Origin of the sequence: Pseudomonas fluorescens (assembly GCF_001708445.1) — a bacterium.
GTDB classification, from domain to species: domain Bacteria; phylum Pseudomonadota; class Gammaproteobacteria; order Pseudomonadales; family Pseudomonadaceae; genus Aquipseudomonas; species Aquipseudomonas gorinensis.
In genome coordinates this window covers 4,296,593-4,311,315 of sequence record NZ_CP015637.1, presented here as the reverse complement: position 1 = coordinate 4,311,315, position 14,723 = coordinate 4,296,593, and the positions used below count along the sequence as shown (strand labels likewise).

Here is a 14,723-nt window from a genome sequence, read left to right as displayed (position 1 = left end):
ATGAATCAGTCCGCGCAGGCCCTGGCCACTTATCCTGTCGATGTCCCCGCTACACGAACGGCCACGGCTGCCGTCAAGCTGCAGGTCGAAGGCATCCATAAACGCTACGGCGAACACGAAGTGCTCAAGGGCGTGTCCCTCAACGCACGCAACGGCGATGTGATCAGCCTGATCGGCGCCAGCGGCTCGGGCAAAAGCACCATGCTGCGTTGCATCAATTTCCTCGAACAACCGGACGCCGGGGTCATCACCCTGGACGGCATCAGCATCGAAATGCGCCAGGGCCGCGCCGGTACCCGCGCACCGCACCAGGAGCAATTGCAGAACCTGCGCACGCGCCTGGCCATGGTGTTCCAGCATTTCAACCTGTGGAGCCACATGACCGTGCTGGAGAACATCACCATGGCCCCGCGCCGGGTGCTGGGCGTGAGCGCCGCCGAGGCGGAAAAACGCGCGCGCCTGTACCTGGACAAGGTCGGCCTGCCTGGCCGGGTGGCGGATCAATACCCGGCGTTCCTGTCTGGCGGTCAACAGCAGCGCGTGGCCATCGCCCGGGCCCTGGCGATGGAGCCGGAAATCATCCTGTTCGATGAACCGACCTCGGCCCTCGACCCTGAACTTGTAGGAGAGGTCCTCAAAGTCATACAGACGTTGGCTGAGGAAGGTCGTACCATGTTGATGGTCACCCACGAAATGGGCTTTGCCCGCCAGGTGTCCAGCCAAGTGCTGTTCTTGCATCAGGGCCGGGTCGAAGAACAAGGCGGCGCCGAGATCCTCGACCACCCCAACAGCGAACGCTTGCAGCAATTTCTTTCCAATCGTTTGAAGTGAAACCCATGGATACCAAGGCCAACGGACCCCATTCTTCCCCTGCGCTGGATCGCATCGATGAGGCAATCATCGACGTGCTGCGGCATCAGGGGCGTATCACCTACGAAAAGCTCTCGTCACTGGTCCACCTCACTCCCCGGCCCTGCCTGGAGCGGGTGCGCAAGCTGGAGCGACGTGGGGTGATCCGCGGGTATGGGGCGATCATCGATGTGCAGATGGTCTCGCCAGGGCTGTCTCTGCTGGTGCTCGTGGCCTTGTCCAACCAGAGCGGGCGCTCGGCGCAAAAGGCTTTCGAAGCCTGCGTCAAGGCCTGCCCGCAGGTGTTCGAATGCCAGCTGATCAGCGGGCCGTTCGACTACAGCCTGCGCATGCGCTGCCGGGATATGGAGCATTACCGGGTGCTGACCGAGACCTGGTTGAACAATGATGAGTTGCACATCGACAAACTCGTGGCACATCCCGAACTCGCAATCGTCAAGAACACCGCCACTGAACTGGCATAAGGATCAAGCCCAGTTGTATGTGGCGAGCAGGCTTGCCCTAATGCCGTTCAGTTAAGCGTACATCGCCTTCTGTAGGAGCGAGGGGGACGCCTAGTTCTTGCTCGCGAAAAACGATTCAGGAAACACGCGTTATCGTTGACGTTTTTCGCGAGCAAGAACTAGGCGTCCCCCTCGCTCCTACAGAAGGCGATGTACGCTTAACTGAACGACATTAGGGCAAGCCCGCTCGCCACAGCCTCGTTACACCTTTTGTCCAATGGCGCGTTGACAACCCAGGGGATCCCTAACAATACTTCGGCATAGTCATACGACAACCTACAACAAAAATTTGGAATCTCCATGACCACGACTACCCCCACTCCCTTCAACCGCCTGCTGCTCACCGGTGCCGCCGGCGGCCTCGGTAAAGTCCTGCGCGAACGCCTGCGCCCTTACGCCCAAGTACTGCGCCTGTCGGACATTGCCAACATGGCCCCGGCGGCCGACGCCAGCGAAGAAGTGCAACCCTGCGACCTCGCCGACAAACAAGCCGTGCACCACCTGGTGGAAGGCGTCGACGCCATCCTGCATTTTGGCGGTGTCTCGGTCGAACGCTCCTTCGAAGAAGTGCTAGGCGCCAATATCAGCGGCATCTTCCACATCTACGAAGCCGCGCGCCGCCATGGCGTCAAGCGCGTGGTCTTCGCCAGCTCCAATCATGTGATCGGCTTCTACAAGCAGGGCGAGAAGCTCGACGCCCACTCCCCACGCCGCCCAGACAGCTACTACGGCTTGTCCAAGTCCTATGGCGAAGACATGGCCAGTTTCTACTTCGACCGCTACGGCATCGAGACCGTCAGTATCCGTATCGGCTCCTCGTTCCCGGAACCGCAGAACCGCCGGATGATGCACACCTGGCTGAGCTTCGATGACCTGACCCAACTGCTCGAACGCGCGCTGTATACGCCGAACGTCGGCCACACCGTGGTCTACGGCATGTCGGCTAACCTCGACACCTGGTGGGACAACCGCTACGCCGCGCACCTGGGCTATGCCCCGAAAGACAGCTCCGAAGTCTTCCGCGCCCAGGTCGAAACCCAGCCCCCCGTAGCGGCCGATGACCCGGCCAAGGTGTATCAAGGCGGGGCATTCTGCGCCGCTGGACCGTTCGGTGACTGACGCCAGACCAACCCAAGGGAATGAGTGGCCATGACTGCAGAATTGATTGTCGACGCCCGCAATGCCGTGGGCGAGTGCCCGGTATGGGTGCCCGAGGAAAACGCCCTGTACTGGGTGGACATCCCCAACGGTGGCCTGCAACGCTGGAGCGCCGCCACCGGCCATCTCGCTGCGTGGAAAGCCCCGCAGATGCTGGCCTGCATCGCTCGCACCGACGCCGGCAACTGGGTTGCGGGGATGCAAACCGGCTTCTTCCAACTCACGCCGCATAACGACGGCAGCCTCGACACCACGCCATTGGCCAGCGTCGAGCACCCTCGCCCGGACATGCGTCTGAACGACGGCCGCTGTGATCGCCAGGGCCGTTTCTGGGCCGGCAGCATGGTGCTGAACATGGGCGCGAATGCGGCCGAAGGCATCCTCTATCGCTATGCATCGGGTTCAGCGCCCCATGCCCAGCTGGACGGTTTTATCACCCTCAACGGCCTGGCCTTCAGCCCCGATGGCCGCACGATGTACGCCTCGGATTCACACCCGCTGGTCCAGCAGATCTGGGCCTTCGACTACGACACCGAGACCGGCACGCCGTCCAACCGTCGCGTGTTCGTCGACATGCACCAGTACCCAGGTCGTCCCGACGGCGCCGCCGTGGACGCCGATGGCGGCTACTGGATCTGCGCCAACGACGCCGGCCTGATCCACCGCTTTACCCCCGATGGCCGCCTGGACCGCTCCCTGAGCGTACCGGTGAAAAAACCCACGATGTGCGCCTTTGGCGGCAGTCGCCTGGACACGCTGTTCGTCACCTCGATACGAGACGACCAGAGCGAGCAGTCACTGTCCGGCGGCGTGTTCGCCCTCAACCCCGGCGTCCAAGGACTGCCTGAGCCAACGTTTACCCTCTAGCTGCATCGCTGTGCCTTGAATACAACAATAACAACACAGGAGTGACCTCCCATGGACTTCAAACGCACCTTGCTGGCCGCTGCACTTCCCCTGAGTGTCCTGTTCACCGGCGCCGCCCACGCGCTGGAAATAAAATTCGCCGACGTTCACCCCGCCGGCTATCCCACTGTCGTAGCCGAAGAGAACATGGGCAAGGCCCTGACCAAACAAAGCAACGGCGAACTGACCTTCAAGTACTTCCCCGGCGGGGTCTTGGGCTCCGAGAAAGAAGTGGTCGAGCAGGCCCAGGTCGGCGCGGTGCAGATGACCCGCGTCAGCCTTGGCATCGTCGGGCCCGTGGTGCCGGACGTGAACGTATTCAACCTGCCGTTCGTGTTTCGTGACCAGGCGCATATGCGCAAGGTCATCGACGGCGAGATCGGCGATGAGATCCTGGCCAAGATCACCGACTCCGAGTTCGGCCTGGTGGCCCTGGCCTGGATGGACGGCGGCACGCGCAACCTCTACACCAAGAAACCGGTGCGCAAGATCGAAGACCTCAAGGGCATGAAGATCCGCGTGCAAGGCAACCCGCTGTTCATCGACGCCTTTAATGCCATGGGCGCCAACGGCATCGCCATGGACACCGGCGAGATCTTCAGTGCCTTGCAGACCGGGGTGATCGACGGCGCGGAAAACAACCCGCCCACCCTGCTGGAACACAACCACTTCCAGAACGCCAAGTACTACACCCTCACCGAACACTTGATCCTGCCCGAGCCCATCGTGATGTCGAAGATCACCTGGAACAAGCTCACCCCGGCGCAGCAAGTCATGGTGAAAAACGCCGCCAAGGCCGCCCAGGCCGATGAGCGCGCGCTGTGGGATGCCAAGTCCGCCAGCAGCGAAACCAAGCTCAAGGCCGCCGGTGTCGAGTTCATCAGCGTCGACAAAAAACCCTTCTACGACGCCACCGCAGCGGTTCGCGCCAAGTACGGCGCGCCCTACGCCGACATCATCGCGCGCATCGACGCCGTTCAATAACCTTCCCTGCCTCTCGCAAAAGGCCCGGCGCGGTCGGCATCGACGCGCCCGGTTACGGTGAACGCCATGAAGAATCTACTGCTGCGCATCAACGACCGCCTCTACATGACCTGCGTCTGGGTCGCCGGCCTCTCGGTTCTCGGGGTGGCACTGATCATTCCCTGGGGCATCTTCGCCCGCTACATCCTCGGCACCGGCTCCAGCTGGCCGGAGCCTACCGCCATCCTGCTGATGCTGGTGTTCACCTTTATCGGCGCCGCCGCCAGCTATCGCGCTGGCGCACACATGTCGGTGGCGATGATCACCGACCGCCTGCCGCCCCGCCAACGCCGGGTCATCGGCATCGTCTCGCAGCTGCTGATGGGCACCATCTGCCTGTTCATGGCCATTTGGGGCACCAAGCTGTGCCTGTCCACCTGGAACCAGTTCATGAGCGCCATCCCGACCCTGCGCGTGGGCATCACCTATATGCCGATCCCGATTGGCGGGCTGCTGACCCTGGTCTTTGTGGTGGAAAAACTCCTGCTCGGTGACCAGAGCAACCGGCGCGTGGTGCGCCTCGACCTGGTGGAAGAAAGCGAAGGGGCCGCCTGATATGGACGCATTGATTCTGTTGGGCAGCTTTATTGCCTTGATCCTGATCGGCATGCCGGTGGCCTACGCCCTGGGTTTGTCGGCATTGATTGGCGCGTGGTGGATCGACATCCCGTTCCAGGCCCTGATGATCCAGGTGGCCGGCGGGGTAAATAAATTTTCGCTGATGGCGATTCCGTTCTTCGTGCTGGCCGGGGCGATCATGGCCGAGGGCGGCATGTCGCGCCGCCTGGTGGCGTTTGCCGGCGTGCTGGTGGGCTTTGTGCGCGGCGGCCTGTCCTTGGTCAACATCATGGCCTCGACGTTTTTCGGCGCGATCTCCGGTTCGTCGGTGGCCGACACGGCCTCGGTCGGCTCGGTGCTGATCCCGGAGATGGAACGCCGTGGCTATCCCCGAGAATTCGCCACCGCGGTGACCATCAGCGGTTCGGTGCAGGCACTGTTGACGCCACCCAGCCATAACTCGGTGCTCTACTCCCTGGCAGCGGGCGGCACGGTGTCGATCGCCTCGTTGTTCATGGCCGGTGTGGTCCCCGGCCTGTTGATGAGCGCGTGCCTGATGGTGCTGTGCCTGATCTTCGCCAAAAAGCGCAATTACCCCAAGGGCGAAGTCATTCCCTTGAAGCAAGCGCTGAAAATCTGCGCCGACGCGCTGTGGGGCCTGATGGCCATGGTGATCATCCTCGGCGGCATCCTCTCCGGCATCTTTACCGCCACCGAATCCGCCGCGATCGCGGTGCTGTGGGCGTTCTTCGTGACCATGTTCATCTACCGCGACTACAAATGGAGCGAACTGCCCAAGCTGATGCACCGCACGGTACGCACCATTTCCATCGTGATGATCCTGATCGCCTTCGCCGCCAGCTTCGGCTACATCATGACCCTGATGCAGATCCCGGCGAAGATCACCACGCTGTTCCTGACCCTGTCGGACAACCGCTACGTGATCCTGATGTGCATCAACGCCATGCTGCTGTTGCTCGGCACGGTGATGGACATGGCGCCGCTGATCCTGATCCTTACCCCGATTTTGCTGCCCGTGGTGCTCGGCATCGGCGTCGACCCGGTGCACTTCGGCATGATCATGCTGGTGAACCTGGGCATCGGTTTGATTACGCCGCCGGTGGGCGCGGTGCTGTTTGTGGGGGCGGCCGTGGGCAAGGTCAGTATCGAGCGGACCGTGAAGGCGTTGCTGCCGTTCTATGCGGTGCTGTTCCTGGTGTTGATGGCGGTGACCTACGTTCCGGCGCTGTCGTTGTGGCTGCCCAGTGTGGTGCTGTGATGATGATTGAACTTGAAGATAACCTCACCCACCTGACCTTGAACCCGGCCGTGGGCGGCAGCATCGTCAACTGGACAGTGCGTGCCACTGGGCAGCCGTTGCTGCGACACAACGATGAGCAGGCGATCCATACCGGTTTGCCGGGCAAGCTGGGGTGCTATCCGTTGGTACCCTGGTCCAACCGCATTGCCCATGGCGGTTTCGACAACCCCGACTGTTGGCTGGCACTCACGCCCAACAGCCTGACCGATCCGCTGCCGATTCATGGCTCTGCCTGGCAGCACGGGTGGCAAGTGGTCAGCCAGGCGGCGGATGAGGTGGTGCTGGCGCTCGAATGCGCCACGCCGTTTGCCTACCGCGCCGAGCAGCGTATTCGCTTGAGCGACGGGGTTCTAGGTATCGAACTGCGGGTGACGCACCTGGCTGCAACAGCGGCGTGGCATGGCGTGGGCCTGCATCCGTATTTTCCACGCCGACCGGGCACCCGGTTGCAGGCCAAGGCCGCACAGGTGTGGATGAGTGATGCGTCCAAGCTGCCGACCGGGTTGGCAGCGGTGCCGGGAGAGTGGGATTTCCAGGCATTGAAAAACCTGCCCGAAGGCGCGGTGGACAACGGCTTTTGCCAGTGGGACGGGTATTGCCGGATCGAACAGCCGGAACTGGGCTATGCGCTGGAATGCCAGGCCAGCGGGGCCGATTACTTCCTGCTGTACTGCCCGCCGGGGTTGGGGTTCTTTTGCATCGAGCCGGTGAGCCATCCGGTGAATGCTCATCACCTGCCAGGGCGGCCGGGCCTGACACTGCTGGAACACAACCAGTCGGTCCAACTCAATTTCAACCTGAAATACACCCCCCTGTAGGAGCGAGCTTGCTCGCGAAAAACCTCAGGGCAACGCGGGGCATCAGGCCCCCCGCGTTATCGTTGACGATCTTCGCGAGCTAGCTCGCTCCTACAGGGATCAACGCCATGCTCAAGGTGGGGAGTTTTTCAGGCGCCCAGCCGTGTCGATACTCACCACCACCGACAACCCCGGCCGCAGCCGTTCACTCTCAGCCTGATCCGGGTCCACGGTAATCCTTACCGGCACGCGCTGGGCAATCTTCACAAAGTTGCCCGTGGCGTTATCCGCCTGCAACAGGCTGAACTCCGAGCCGGTGGCTGGGGATATATGCTGCACTGTGCCGCGAAACTTGCGGTGGTTCAGCGCATCCACGGTGAAGGTCACCGGTTGGCCCACCTGCACGTTGTTCATCTGGGTTTCCTTCATATTCGCGATCACCCACAGGTGCTTCGGCACCAGCGCCATCAACTGCGCGCCAGAGTTGACGTAGGCACCCAGCCTCACGCCAATCTGCCCCAGTTGACCGTCACGGGGTGCAGTAATGCGGGTGTTGGACAGGTCGATACGCGCCAACTCCAACGCCGCTTCGGCACTGGCCACGGCCGCTTCCAGGGAACCGCGATTGACGATGACCGTCTGCAAATCCTGCCGCGCGATTTCCAGGCTGGCCTGGGCTTGCGCGACCGCCGCAATAGTCTGTGCATGGGCGGCGCGGGTTACGTCCAGCTCGCGCTTGGACACCGAACCGTCGCTGATCAACGCTTCATTGCGCCGCAAGTCGGCGGTGCTTTTGCGCGCCTGCGCCTGGCTGTCCACCAATGCGGCCTGGCGCAGTTTGATCGTTGCTTCGGCACTGTTGCGTTGCTGCACCACATTGGCCAGTGAAGCCTTCTGCACCGCCAGTTGGGCCAGGGCCTGGTCGAGGCGCTGCTGGTAGATGCGGTCATCCAGGCGCACCAGCAAGTCGCCGGCCTTGACGTACTGGAAGTCCTGCACCGGCACCTCGAACACATAGCCGCTGAGCTGCGGGCCGATAATGGTCACCTGGCCGCGCACCAGGGCGTTCTCGGTGGTTTCCACCGCGCTGCTGAACGGCGGCAGCTGCCAGGCGTACAGCACGACCAGCACGCCCACCAGGGCAATCGCGGCAAAGCCCAGGGACGAAAGGATGCGTACCCACAGGGAGCGCGGTTCGGTGACGGTGGCCCCCGGTGGTGTGGTGCCTTCCGGGGTGGCGGCGATGGCATTGGTAGTGGTCGTGGTCGGTTCGGTCATGAAGAGGCGCCGCTGGGTTGAACGGGAGTGGCTGCTTTAGTGGTGCTCATCAGCCACAGACTGCGGATAAAGATCCAGATCATGGTCAGGATCGCGATGATCGCGATCAGCATGAACACATCGTTGTAGGCCATGACATTGGCCTCACGGGTTGCCGCGGTGGCCAGGCTGCGAATCCCCATGAGGTTGCGCAACTCCGGGTCAGCGACGATGCCGCCATAGGCCGAGCCGCCGCCCTGCACGCGGGCGGCCACGCGAGGGTCGAGCAAGGTCAGGTGTTCGACGATCATGCTGGAGTGAAACTTCTCGCGCACCACCTGGAACGTGCCGAGCAACGCCGCGCCGATCAGGCCGCCGAGGTTTTGGCAGATCCCGAACATCACCGAGAAACTCACCAGGTTGCGTGGGTTGGTCAGCACGTTTTTAGTCCCCAGCACCATGGTCGGCCCCAAAAAGAAGGTGCCGCCAAAGCCTAGCAGGAACTGGCTGATATACAGGTTCTGCGGGCGGGTCAGGTTACTGGAGAAACTGTCCATCACCGAGCCGGTGGCCATCAGCGCCAGGGCAATCACCAGCGGCATCAGCAAGTGCGCCGGGTTGATCGTCAGCGCACTGACCACCAGCCCGCTGATCGCCCCGGCCAGCATCACCACGTACAGCGTGTGCATCTGCTCGTAGCTCATGTTCAACATCTGCATGAACCCCACCGCGCCGGTGGACTGCTCGGACAACACCATGCGAATCAGGATCACCGCCAGCGCCAGGCGAATCATGGTGCCGCTGCCCAGCCAACGGGTCATCAGCAGCGGGTTGGCACGATTATGCTCAATGGCCAGGCCAGTCATGATCAACACCAGGGAACAGGCCGAGGCCACGCCGATCCACGGCGCTTCCAGCCACCAGTCGATGCGCCCCAAGGACAGCACCGCGCAGAGCAGCGCCACACCGCTGGCGAGAATGGCGAAGGTGAGGAAGTCGAGTTTTTCAAAGGTCTTGAAACGGTCGCCGGGCGGCAACTTGAGCAGGAACACGCAGCCCAGGCAGATCAGCGCCATGCCCAGTTCGAACAGGTACAAGCCGCGCCATTCGGCGATTTGCAGCAGGTCTTCGGAGAACAACCGCGCCAGGGGCAAGGCCAGCTGCGCGGTCCCCAACCCCAGCACCAGCGCCTTCAAGCGCCATTTGGCGGGGAACGCCTGGATCATGTAGTACAAACCCAGGGAACTGAGCGCCGCCCCCACCATCCCGTGGGCTGCCCGCACGGCGATGGCCGAGTTGAGGTCGTTGACGAACAAGTGGCCGAAGGTCACCAGTGCATAGAGCACCAGGAACACCTCGGTAAACGCACGCAGGCCGAATTGCTGGCGAAACTTCACCAGCAGCAGGTTCATGCACACGTTGGTCATCACATAGGCGGCGGGCAACCAGGCCATTTCCGCGGTGGTCGCGCCCAAGGCGCCTTGCAGGTATTGCAGGTTGGCGATCACCAGCGAGTTGCCCAGGCCGCCGGTGATGGCTACGAGTACGCCGACCAAGGCATACAGCCAGCGCTTGTGGGTGGGGTGCAACGGCGTCGACGGCGAGCCCGGCAGGCTCGGGCGCTCGTGAGGCTGCCAGGTGCGGGGGGTGTATTTGTCCATTCGGTGACCTTGATGAGCCGACACGCAAGGTCGGTGACTCCATTACTCAGGGAGTAGTAAACCTGAGAGGAGTTCATCTTGCCATGTTGAAGGGGCAATTGATGCCTGGCGTGGGCAAGGTCAAGTATGGGGGTTGGCGGTGATGGCGGCGTCTGGGCTGACCAGCTTTCTGGGTTGGGTACAGAGCAAGGTCTATCTGGTCCATGGAGATCAAAATGTGGGAGGGGCTTGCCCCCTCCCACATTGGATCTCCTTTGTATTGGAGACCACACGCCCTATCAGATCCAGCCGAGCCAGCTCCAGTAAGTCGCCGCAAACACCAGCATCAGCAGGTAGCCGATCAACGTGACCAAAATCCCCACCTTGGCAAACTGCCGTGCCGTAAACGTCCCAGTCCCCAAACACACCATGTTCTGCGGCGCGTTGATCGGCAGGATAAACCCGTAGCTGACGACAAACCCCAACAGCATCGTCACCCCCAACCGGTTGAATTCCCCCGGCAGGGTCTGCAACACCGCAATCAGGATCGGCAGCAACGCCGAGGTCAATGCCGTGGGGCTGGCAAACCCCAAGTGGATCACGATCAAGAATGCCCCAAGAATCGCAAACACCCCCAGCGGCCCCACGTGGTCCAAGCCGGTGTGCGCCACCACCTGGGAACCCAGCCACTGCCCGGCCTGGGTGGTCAGCAGCGCCGTGCCCAGGCTGATGCCCACGCCAAACACGATCACCGTGCCCCACGGGATACGCGATTGCACGTCCTTCCAGGTCATCACGCCAATGCCCGGCAACAACAGGAACACCAGGCCGGCATAGGTCGTCGAGGTGGTGTCGAAGTTGTGCAGGCGCCCTTCCGTGGCCCAGGCCAGCAGAAGCAGCACCGACACAGCCAGCAGGCGCTTCTGCGGCCCGGTCATCGGGCCGATATCCACCAGCGACTGCGCCACCGCCTCTTTGCCGCCAGGGATGCTGTCGCTTTCCGGCGGCAGCAGCTTGATCACCAGGAACAACAGCACCGCCGACATGATCAGCGCCCATGGCGCACCTGCGATAAGCCAGTCGATCCACGACACGCGCTGGCCGAGCATCTTGTCCATAAAGCCCACGGTCAGCAGGTTTTGTGCGGCGGCGGTCTGGATGCCGACGTTCCAGATGCTGGTGCCCTGGGCCACCACGATCATCAAGCCCGCAGCGATGTTGGAGCGTTTGTCGACGCCAAACGCAGCGACCACGCCCATCATGATCGGCACCACACAGGCACTGCGCGCGGTGGCGCTGGGGACGACAAGGCTGAGCAGGATAGTCACCGCGATCGCCCCCAGCAGAATGCCGCGCGTGCTGGTGCCCACCCGCGTCAGGGTGACCAGGGCGATACGCCGGTCCAGACCGGTGTGAGTCATGGCGGCGGCGATGAACAACGCGCCCGCCACCAGCGCGAGCGCGGGGTTGGAAAAGCCGGTAAGCGCCATGCTGATGGCCGGGCTGGAACCGATCAGGTGCGTGGGGTCCTGCAGCGACGGCGCGGTGCCGAGCAGGAACGCCATCAGCGAAGTGATCATGATCGCGCTGGCTTCATACGACACCGCCTCGGTGATCCACACCACCACGGCAAACGCGAGGATCGCCAGCATGCGATGCCCCGCCACCGGCAAGTCGGCGGGCATCGGCAACAGCAGCACCCCGACCATCACCAGCACGGCGACGACCAGGCCCAGGGGCAACTTGAAGGATGCAGCGGTTGTTACGGGGGCGCTCATGGGGTTCTCCGTCGGCCGTCAAATCAGGCAGGGAGCATGGCGCAAAATGCCGCAGGCGGTGTTGACAGGTATCAAGACCCTAGGCCAATAACTGGCTCAATACCGCCCGCAACTTCCCGGGCTTGACCGGTTTGTTCAACAATGGCGCGTCCAGCCGCCGCAGCATGCGCCGGCATTGGTCGGTGCGGTCAGCCGTGATGATCACCGCGGGAATCGGCTGGTCGAAGTGCTCGCGCAGGTACTTGACCACCTCGCAACCCACCACGCCGTGGTCGAGATGGTAGTCCGCCAGGATCAACTCCGGCGCCCTGCCCTGCAACGCCAGCAAGGCGCCGGCCTGGTCGGTGGCGGTAACCACCTCGCAGCCCCACTGGCCGAGCAGCGCGCTCATGCTTTCCAGGATGCTGAGTTCGTTATCCAGCACCAGCAAACGCCGCCCCGGCAAGGGGTTGCCCGTCGTCGCTTGCACCGGCAACTGGCTGATGGCCAACGGCATGTCCTCGCTGATGGGCACTTCGATGCTGAACATCGACCCGCGCCCCGGCCACGAGCGCACCGCCACCGGGTAGCCGAGGATCTCGGCGATGCGCTCGACAATCGCCAAGCCCAGGCCCACGCCCTTGCGGTCCGAGGCACGGCCGACGTCCAGCTGGTTGAATTCGAGGAAGATCGCGTCGAGCCGATCGGCCGGGATGCCGCGCCCGGTGTCCCACACTTCCAGGCGCAGGCGGTCGCCACGGCGGCGCGCGCCGAGCAGGATGCAGCCGTCGTCGGTGTAACGGCAGGCGTTGCTGAGGAAATTGCGCAGGATGCGCGTGACCAGGCGCAAGTCGGTGCAAATCGCGTAGTGGCCGGTATGCGCGCGCAGATTGAGCCCGGCGGCCAAGGCCACTGACTGGAATTCCGAGACCAGCGGCGCAAACAGTTCATCCAGGCGATACACCGCCACATCCGGCTTGACCGCGGCCTGGTCGAGCCGCGAGATATCCAGCAGGTCGGTGAGCAAATCCTCGGCGCCTTCCAGGGCCTGGTGGGTGCGCTCGACCAGCACCTGCTCGACGCTGGGCAAGTTGCGTTCGCGCAGGGTGGCGATCAACAGGCGCGCGGCGTTGAGCGGTTGCAACAGGTCATGGCTGGCGGCGGCGAGGTATTTGTCCTTGCTGCGGTTGGCGGCCTCGGCGGCATCGCGGGCATCGCGCAGTTCCTGTTCGACCTGTTCGCGCTGGGCGATCTGCTGTTGCAGGTTGCGGTTGGCTTCCAGCAACTCATCGGTGCGCGCCGCCACCCGTTGCTCCAGCTCATCGTTAAGGCGGATGTAGCGCTTGCGCTCGGCCTCCAGCTCATCGAGCCGCGCGGTCAGTTCCGGGTAATGGCTCTTGCGCGCCGACTGGTCGCCCAGCCCCAGCAACCCGGCCAGGGCGCGCTGCTGGTCGTCAGAGAGCTTCGCCATAGACGACCTCGACGTCACGCTGGCTCGACTCACGGGGGTTGGTGAGGATGCACGGGTCGTGCATGGCATGCTGGGACAGGAACGGAATATCCGCCACGCGCACCCCGTGCAAACCGAGGGTTTCGTGAAAGCCGATCGCGTGTTTCAGGGCAATCAGATGCTCCACCAACCGCCCACGAATCTGCCGATGGTTGAGGCCCCGGCAGTCGATGCCGAACGTCTCGGCAATCACCTTGAAACGCTCCGGCGCCGAGTTGTAGTTGAACGCCACCACGTGTTCCACCAGCACCGCGTTGCACAAGCCATGGGGCAGGTCGAGAAACCCGCCGAGGCTGTGGGACATGGCATGCACCGCGCCGAGGATCGCATTGGAGAACGCCAAGCCGGCCTGCATGCTGCCGAGCATGATCTTCTCGCGCAGGGCAATGTCACCGGGGTTGGCGATCATCTGCACCAGATTGCCGTTGATCAAGCGCATGGCTTCCAACGCATGGGGATCGGTGAGCGGGCCGTGGCCGGTGGACACGAACGCTTCGATGGCATGCACCAGCGCGTCGATACCGGTACAGGCGGACAGGAACGGGTCCATGCTGGCCGTGGTTTCCGGGTCGATCAGCGACACATCCGGCACCACCGCCTTGCTGACGATGGAGAACTTCATGCGTTCCTGTTGGTTGGAAATGATCACGAACTGCGAGACATCCGCCGACGTGCCGGCGGTGGTGGGGATCAGGATCAACGGCGGGCTGGGCACGCGAAGGGTGTCCACCCCTTCGAATTCGAGGATGTTGCGCCCATGGGCGACCACAATGCCGATGGCCTTGCCGCAGTCCATGGGGCTGCCGCCACCGATGGCAACGATCACGTCGCAATGGTTGTCGCGGTACACCTCGGCGCCCAGCATCACTTCTTCGACGCGCGGGTTGGGTGATACGTCGCTGTACAGGCAATAGTCGATGCCGATGGCTTGCAGGCTGGCTTCCACATCGGCCACCCAACCCGCGGCGATCACACCAGGGTCGCTGACCACCAGGACCTTGCGCGCACCAAAGGTCTTGGCGTAATTACCGACGTTGTGCCGGCAGCCGGCACCAAAGATGATTTCAGGCGAGACGAATTTACGCAGGAGGCTCAGATTTGGGCTCATTGGAAAGCCTGTTGTTATTATTTTTGGGAGATGCACTTCACACTAACCCATTCGCGGACGAATGCAATCAGACCAAAGGGTCATTCCCAAAACGAGCCCGGCCAGCGCGTGGCTGGCCGGGGGTGGATCAGCGGCTGGCGAAGTACATGGTCACTTCAAAGCCGATACGCAGGTCGGTAAACGCGGGTTTAGTCCACATGGGGCGATCCTCTTGTTGTGCCGGAAGATTCCGGTGAAGGCATTAATGCATGGGGGGATGGGGGTGCGAATGCTACTTTCGAACGAGTGAGGGCACTGCATTAGTCGCGAACGTAC

At 62.7% G+C, this 14,723-nt stretch carries 14 protein-coding genes; 8 read left to right on the top strand and 6 right to left on the bottom strand.

All coding sequences use genetic code 11. The annotated features are described in order from the left end of the window. The 8 genes from A7317_RS19005 to A7317_RS18970 all read left to right on the top strand — a co-directional run bounded on the left by A7317_RS19005 (position 1) and on the right by A7317_RS18970 (position 7,157). Entirely contained in the window at positions 1-831 is an 831-nt protein-coding gene (locus A7317_RS19005; protein WP_024076346.1) for an ABC transporter ATP-binding protein, read from the top strand. Positions 832-836: 5 nt separating this feature from the next. Continuing rightward, positions 837-1,334 (top strand): Lrp/AsnC family transcriptional regulator, encoded by a 498-nt coding sequence (locus tag A7317_RS19000; RefSeq protein WP_041160970.1) that lies wholly within the window; start codon positions 837-839, stop codon positions 1,332-1,334. Positions 1,335-1,673: 339 nt separating this feature from the next. Beyond that, entirely contained in the window at positions 1,674-2,492 is an 819-nt protein-coding gene (locus A7317_RS18995) for an NAD-dependent epimerase/dehydratase family protein (protein ID WP_069076584.1), read from the top strand. A 30-nt stretch (positions 2,493-2,522) separates the two neighbouring features. Further along, positions 2,523-3,398 carry an SMP-30/gluconolactonase/LRE family protein gene (locus tag A7317_RS18990; protein WP_069076583.1) on the top strand — a complete coding sequence of 292 codons (876 nt, stop codon included), beginning with the start codon at positions 2,523-2,525 and terminating at the stop codon, positions 3,396-3,398. A 51-nt stretch (positions 3,399-3,449) separates the two neighbouring features. Next, positions 3,450-4,421: a TRAP transporter substrate-binding protein gene (locus tag A7317_RS18985; RefSeq protein WP_069076582.1), complete on the top strand. Its 972-nt coding sequence runs from the start codon at positions 3,450-3,452 to the stop codon at positions 4,419-4,421. 66 nt (positions 4,422-4,487) lie between these two features. Next, positions 4,488-5,015 carry a TRAP transporter small permease gene (locus A7317_RS18980; protein WP_069076581.1) on the top strand — a complete coding sequence of 176 codons (528 nt, stop codon included), beginning with the start codon at positions 4,488-4,490 and terminating at the stop codon, positions 5,013-5,015. A 1-nt stretch (position 5,016) separates the two neighbouring features. Next, entirely contained in the window at positions 5,017-6,297 is a 1,281-nt protein-coding gene (locus A7317_RS18975) for a TRAP transporter large permease (RefSeq protein ID WP_069076580.1), read from the top strand. A 2-nt stretch (positions 6,298-6,299) separates the two neighbouring features. Further along, positions 6,300-7,157 (top strand): aldose 1-epimerase, encoded by an 858-nt coding sequence (locus tag A7317_RS18970; RefSeq protein ID WP_069077434.1) that lies wholly within the window; start codon positions 6,300-6,302, stop codon positions 7,155-7,157. Between the two features lie 111 nt (positions 7,158-7,268). Here the strand turns inward: A7317_RS18970 and A7317_RS18965 are convergent, their stop codons facing one another. From A7317_RS18965 to pqqA, 6 genes are all read right to left on the bottom strand, one after another. After that, positions 7,269-8,414 carry an HlyD family secretion protein gene (locus A7317_RS18965; protein ID WP_024076306.1) on the bottom strand — a complete coding sequence of 382 codons (1,146 nt, stop codon included), beginning with the start codon at positions 8,412-8,414 and terminating at the stop codon, positions 7,269-7,271. Next, positions 8,411-10,054 carry an MFS transporter gene (locus A7317_RS18960; protein ID WP_024076307.1) on the bottom strand — a complete coding sequence of 548 codons (1,644 nt, stop codon included), beginning with the start codon at positions 10,052-10,054 and terminating at the stop codon, positions 8,411-8,413. Before A7317_RS18960 ends, A7317_RS18965 begins: the two co-directional genes overlap by 4 nt. 278 nt (positions 10,055-10,332) lie before the next feature. After that, on the bottom strand, positions 10,333-11,811 hold the full coding sequence (locus A7317_RS18955; protein ID WP_069076579.1) for a DASS family sodium-coupled anion symporter: 1,479 nt from the start codon (positions 11,809-11,811) through the stop codon (positions 10,333-10,335). 79 nt (positions 11,812-11,890) lie between these two features. Further along, on the bottom strand, positions 11,891-13,261 hold the full coding sequence (locus tag A7317_RS18950) for a hybrid sensor histidine kinase/response regulator (protein WP_024076309.1): 1,371 nt from the start codon (positions 13,259-13,261) through the stop codon (positions 11,891-11,893). Further along, on the bottom strand, positions 13,245-14,408 hold the full coding sequence (gene ercA / locus A7317_RS18945; protein WP_024076310.1) for an alcohol dehydrogenase-like regulatory protein ErcA: 1,164 nt from the start codon (positions 14,406-14,408) through the stop codon (positions 13,245-13,247). The genes A7317_RS18950 and ercA overlap by 17 nt, the downstream gene beginning before the upstream one ends. A 127-nt stretch (positions 14,409-14,535) precedes the next feature. Further along, a complete protein-coding gene (gene pqqA, locus A7317_RS30155; RefSeq protein WP_010209364.1) occupies positions 14,536-14,607 on the bottom strand; it encodes a pyrroloquinoline quinone precursor peptide PqqA in 72 nt (23 codons plus the stop codon). Positions 14,608-14,723 lie beyond the last annotated feature (116 nt).